This window comes from Kitasatospora sp. NPDC059747 (assembly GCF_042732955.1).
Lineage (GTDB): Bacteria > Actinomycetota > Actinomycetes > Streptomycetales > Streptomycetaceae > Kitasatospora.
The window spans coordinates 18,837-23,332 of record NZ_JBHWGV010000140.1; the positions used below are offsets into that span (position 1 = coordinate 18,837).

2 protein-coding genes and 1 pseudogene are annotated in these 4,496 nt (G+C 70.4%); 1 reads left to right on the top strand and 2 read right to left on the bottom strand.

Annotation, left to right across the window (positions count from 1 at the left end):
• Nucleotides 1-197 precede the first annotated feature (197 nt).
• Both wecB and ACFV4G_RS37700 read right to left on the bottom strand, forming a co-directional pair.
• A complete protein-coding gene (gene wecB / locus ACFV4G_RS37695; protein ID WP_380447074.1) occupies nt 198-1,394 on the bottom strand; it encodes a non-hydrolyzing UDP-N-acetylglucosamine 2-epimerase in 1,197 nt (398 codons plus the stop codon).
• A 154-nt stretch (nt 1,395-1,548) separates the two neighbouring features.
• A complete protein-coding gene (locus ACFV4G_RS37700; protein ID WP_380447076.1) occupies nt 1,549-2,802 on the bottom strand; it encodes a glycosyltransferase in 1,254 nt (417 codons plus the stop codon).
• Nucleotides 2,803-3,500: 698 nt separating this feature from the next.
• Between ACFV4G_RS37700 and ACFV4G_RS37705 the strand changes: the two are divergent.
• Nucleotides 3,501-4,496, top strand: a pseudogene (locus ACFV4G_RS37705) (hypothetical protein); the annotation flags it as partial.

Here is a 4,496-nt window from a genome sequence, read left to right on the forward strand (position 1 = left end):
CTCCTCGTTGTGTTTAGCGCGTTTTAGTCCCCGGGCGATTAAACACTCGCGCGCGGGGGGGCGTACCCACACGGGTTCCCCCCCCCCCCGCACCGGCTCCCCGTACTCGTCCCCCCAGATGGCGCTCACCGCGAAGGCGAGCCCCGCCACCGCGGCGGCGGAGAGGAGGAGGACGGTGAGGAGCCGGTGAACTCTCGTCATGCCGTCGAGTATGACTCCGGACCCTCGGGCTGGGGGACGGCGAGGGGGGCCGGTGCGGGCACCGGGTCGGCGTCGACGCCGAAATCCTCGGCGAGTTGGGCCAGGATCCGGGCGGTGGCGTGCCCGTCGCCGAAGGGGTTGCCGGCCCTCGCCATGCGCCGGTACGCGTCGTCGTCGTCCAGCAGGCGCATGGCGGCGTCCAGGATGACGTGCGGTTCCGTGCCCACGAGTTGGGCCGCGCCGGCCTCCACGGCCTCGGGCCGCTCGGTGGTGGTGCGCAGGACGAGGGCGGGCTTGCCGAGGGTGGGGGCCTCCTCCTGGATGCCGCCGGAGTCGGTCAGGACGAGATCGCAGCCGGCCAGGGTGGCGGAGAAGTCGACGTAGTCGAGCGGTTCGACGATGCGGATGGCGGTGTGGCCGGACAGTTCGGGCAGGAGGGCCTCGCGGACGGCGGGGCTCTTGTGGAGCGGCAGCACGAGTTCGACGTCGCCGCGGTCGGCGAGCCGGCGCAGGGCCTTGCCCATGGCGCGCATCTTGTCGCCCTGGTTCTCGCGGCGGTGCAGGGTGACCAGGACGCGGCGCCGGCCGTTGCTCTCGAAGTGGTCGCGGCCGGCGCCCTGTTCGAGCACCCACAGCAGGTTGTCGATGACGGTGTTGCCGGTGACGAACACCTCCGCCTCCGGGACGCCTTCGGCGGTGAGGTGTCCGGCGGCGCGGGGGGTGGGCGCGAAGTGCCAGCGGGCGATGCGCCCGATGAGGCGGCGGTTGAGCTCCTCGGGGAAGGGGTTGTCCAGCACCCCGGTGCGGAGCCCGGCCTCGACGTGGGCGACGGGGACGTGCTCGTAGAAGGCGGCGAGGGCGCCGGTGAGCGCGGAGGTGGTGTCGCCCTGGACGACGACGAGGTCCGGGCGTTCGGCGTGGACGACCTCGCCCAGGCCTTCGACCAGACGGGCCGTCAGCTTGGACAGCTCCTGCCGCTCTCTCATCACGTCGAGCTCGAACTTGGCCTCGACCTGCAGCAGTTCGAGCATCTGCTGGAGCATCTCGCGGTGCTGTCCGGTGGAGACGACGAGGGGCTCGAAGTGCGGGGAGGCGGCCATGGCGCGGACGACCGGCGCGAGCTTGATCGCCTCCGGGCGGGTGCCGAGGACGAGCATGGCGCGGACGGGTGTGGTGTTCGCGTTCGGGGACATGAGTCTCCAGAGAGGGTGCCTGCCGACGGGCAGGGAGGGTTTTCCGCACAGGGTTTTTCCGCACGTGCGCGGAGGGTCGTGCGTGCGCACGTGCGTGGACGGTGCTGAAGGAGACGGGCGTTCGTGTGTCGGGTGCGCGCGAGTCGGGTGCGCGTCAGGTGCGCGCGGTCTTGAGCCAGGTCTGCTTGCCGGTGAGCATGCGCCACAGGCCCCACCATCCGGCGGCGAACCAGATGTAGCCGTAGACGACGAACACATGGGAGAGCAGGACCGCACGGACGAGCCCGAGCCCGCGCTCGCGCCGGAAGTAGACCCAGCCGTAGGCGTACGCCGCGGTGAACGACAGGACGTACGGGCCGATGATCCACATCGGCGACACCAGCGGGTGCCCGGCCTCGACGGAGCCGAGGAGGACGCCGCCCGTGGCGATGACGAAGGACAGCGGGAGCAGGGAGGTGAGCAGGATCAGGACGGGGCTGGAGAGGTGGTACAGCAGGTCGATCGCGGGCTTCGTGGGCACCTCGCGCAGGATCAGCGGCACCAGCCGGGCCGACTGCAGGTGGCCCTGGAACCAGCGGGAGCGCTGGCGCACCAGCCGCCGCACGTCGAGCACGGCCTGCTGGGAGACGGCGGCGGTGGTGCAGTGGTGGTTGGTCCAGCCGCCGGCGATGAGGCGCACCCCGAGGTCGAGGTCCTCGGTCAGGGAGTCGCTCCAGGGCCCCGAGCCGTCCTCCCCGCAGAGGGTGTCGAGCGCGGAGAGCCGCATGAACTGCCCGTTGCCGCCCATGCCGACGCTGCCGAAGTAGCGGCGGGCGGACTGGAAGATGTCGCCGTAGATGACGAACTCCATGTCCTGGAGGCGGGCGAGCAGGCCCTGCTGACGGTTGTACATGCGCACGCCGATCTGGGTGGCGCCGGTGCGCGGGTCGTCGAAGTAGGGGTCGACGGCCTGGACGACGTGCGGGTCGAGGCGGCCGTCGGCGTCGACGACGCAGACGATCACCTCGCCCGGGTCGCGGCCGTCCAGGATGCCGGACTCCCGCAGGTGGCGGATGCCGGCGTTGAGGGCGGCGCCCTTGCCCTTGCGGGCGTTCGGCAGGTGCCGCTGCAGCAGCTTGACCCGGTCGGGGTCGGCGGCGCGGGCGATCTCCGCGGTGCGGTCGTCGGACGCGTCGTCGATGACCAGCGCCATGAAGTCGGTCGCCGGCAGCGAGGTGATCCGGGCCAGGCTCTCCGCGAGCACCTTCTCCTCGTTGAGACAGGCGAGGAGGAAGACGTAGAGACGCTCGGCCTGCGGACCGCGGTCGTTGCGGACCCTGCGCCTGGAGAGGACGAAGAGAGTGGCGTTGTAGCAGCCCGCCATCACGATGATGGCGACGCTCGACCAGAGAAGGACCTCCGTGATCACGGGCGATCACCGGAGCTCCGGAACGCGAACCAGAATTTGACGAGAAGGAGAATGGTGGCTGTCGAACAGTAGAGCAGGAACCCGGCACCGGCCGCTTCCTGCAGTCCCCTGGCGAAGGGTACGCCCGGCAGAACTTCTGGGGCCGCCATCAGTCCGGCCAAGGGCAGGACTATCCCCAGAACGGGTTTTCCGTACATGAGATCCCCCCGGATTTCAGCCCGCCCGTCGGTCCGGGGCGTGCGGTCGGAGGTTATCAGATGACAAGCACGCTTAAGCACGTGATCACGAAAGGCTGCGAATCGGAATATTAAATTCCGTGAAACGGCGGTGAACCGGCCCGATCGGGCGTTCGGTAGGCCGATGATCGTTTCATTGCCGCAGGCCGAGGGCCGATGATTGGCCGAATGTGGTGCCATCGGAGGGCGTGCGTTCCGCGTCATGGACGCCGGCTCCTCCGTGCGAAGTCGACCGTCGAAAAGTGCACGGGCCGGACCGAGAAATGCTGTTGACACTCCTTGCGCCCGGCGTGAGAATCGGCGAAATGCCGGGGCTTCACCGCCGTGCCTTGCCATGTCTTCACCAGATTCACCGGGGGGTGCCTGGGGTGCGGGACCGGCGAAACCCATGAATCAGGGGGGACGACAATGAGCAAGGCGAGAGGGAGAATCCCGGTTGCCCGGGTCCCGCTCATTCTGACCGTGACCGCCGCCCTGCTGGGCGGCGTCGGACTTTCCACCGGTGCCGAGGCGGCGGGCGGCGCCGGGAATCCGGCCGTTCCGTCCGGCGGGCTGCTCGCCGCCGCCGCGTCCGGTCCGGCCACCGGGGCCGCTTCCGCGGACCTGACCGCCTGGAGCGCCGCCCAGCGGGTGAACGACCTCAAGCGCCGGGCGCACCGGCTCCCCGTCATTCCGGCGGCGGCCCCCGCTGCCGCGGCCGCGCGCCCGTCCGTCCAGGCCCCGACCTCCGCGGCCGGTGCCTCGGCCCTCGTCCTCTACGACACCACCGGCCCCTACGGCTACCTCGGCGAGCTCTACGCCATGGCGACGGCCAACCTCGCCGGCCACTTCGGCACCGTCACCGCCAAGCCGGTCTCCGCGTACACCCCCGGCCTGGTGGAGCAGTACTCGGCCACCTTCTACGTCGGCTCGACGTACTACGGCGGCTCCATCCCGGACGCCGTCCCGGCGGCGTTCTACCAGGACGTCATGACGACCGCGAAGCCGGTCGACTGGATCGGCGACAACGTCTGGAACATGGCCAACGCCGTCGGCATCGAGAACTTCAAGAAGAAGTACGGCTGGGACCCGACCAACTCCTACTTCTCGACCAACGGCAGCGTCGGGACCATCAACCAGGTCACGTACAAGGGCCAGACGCTGACCCGGAAGATCCCCGCGGGCGCGGACGGCGGCGTGCTGCACCCCGCCCTCTCCGGCGCCGGCTACCCGCAGGTCACCCAGCTCGCGCTGGCCACGGACGCCTCCACCGGGGCCGTCACGCCGTGGGCGATCCGTTCCGCCAACCTCACCTACGTCGGCGAGATCCCCTTCGCCTACGTGTCCGAGTCGGACCGCGTGGTCGCGTTCGAGGACCTCCTCTTCGACGCCCGCGCCCCGGCGTCCACCGAGCGCCACCCCGCGGTCGTGCGCCGGGAGGGCATCAGCCCCGGGTCGGACCCGACCCAAAAGCGCACC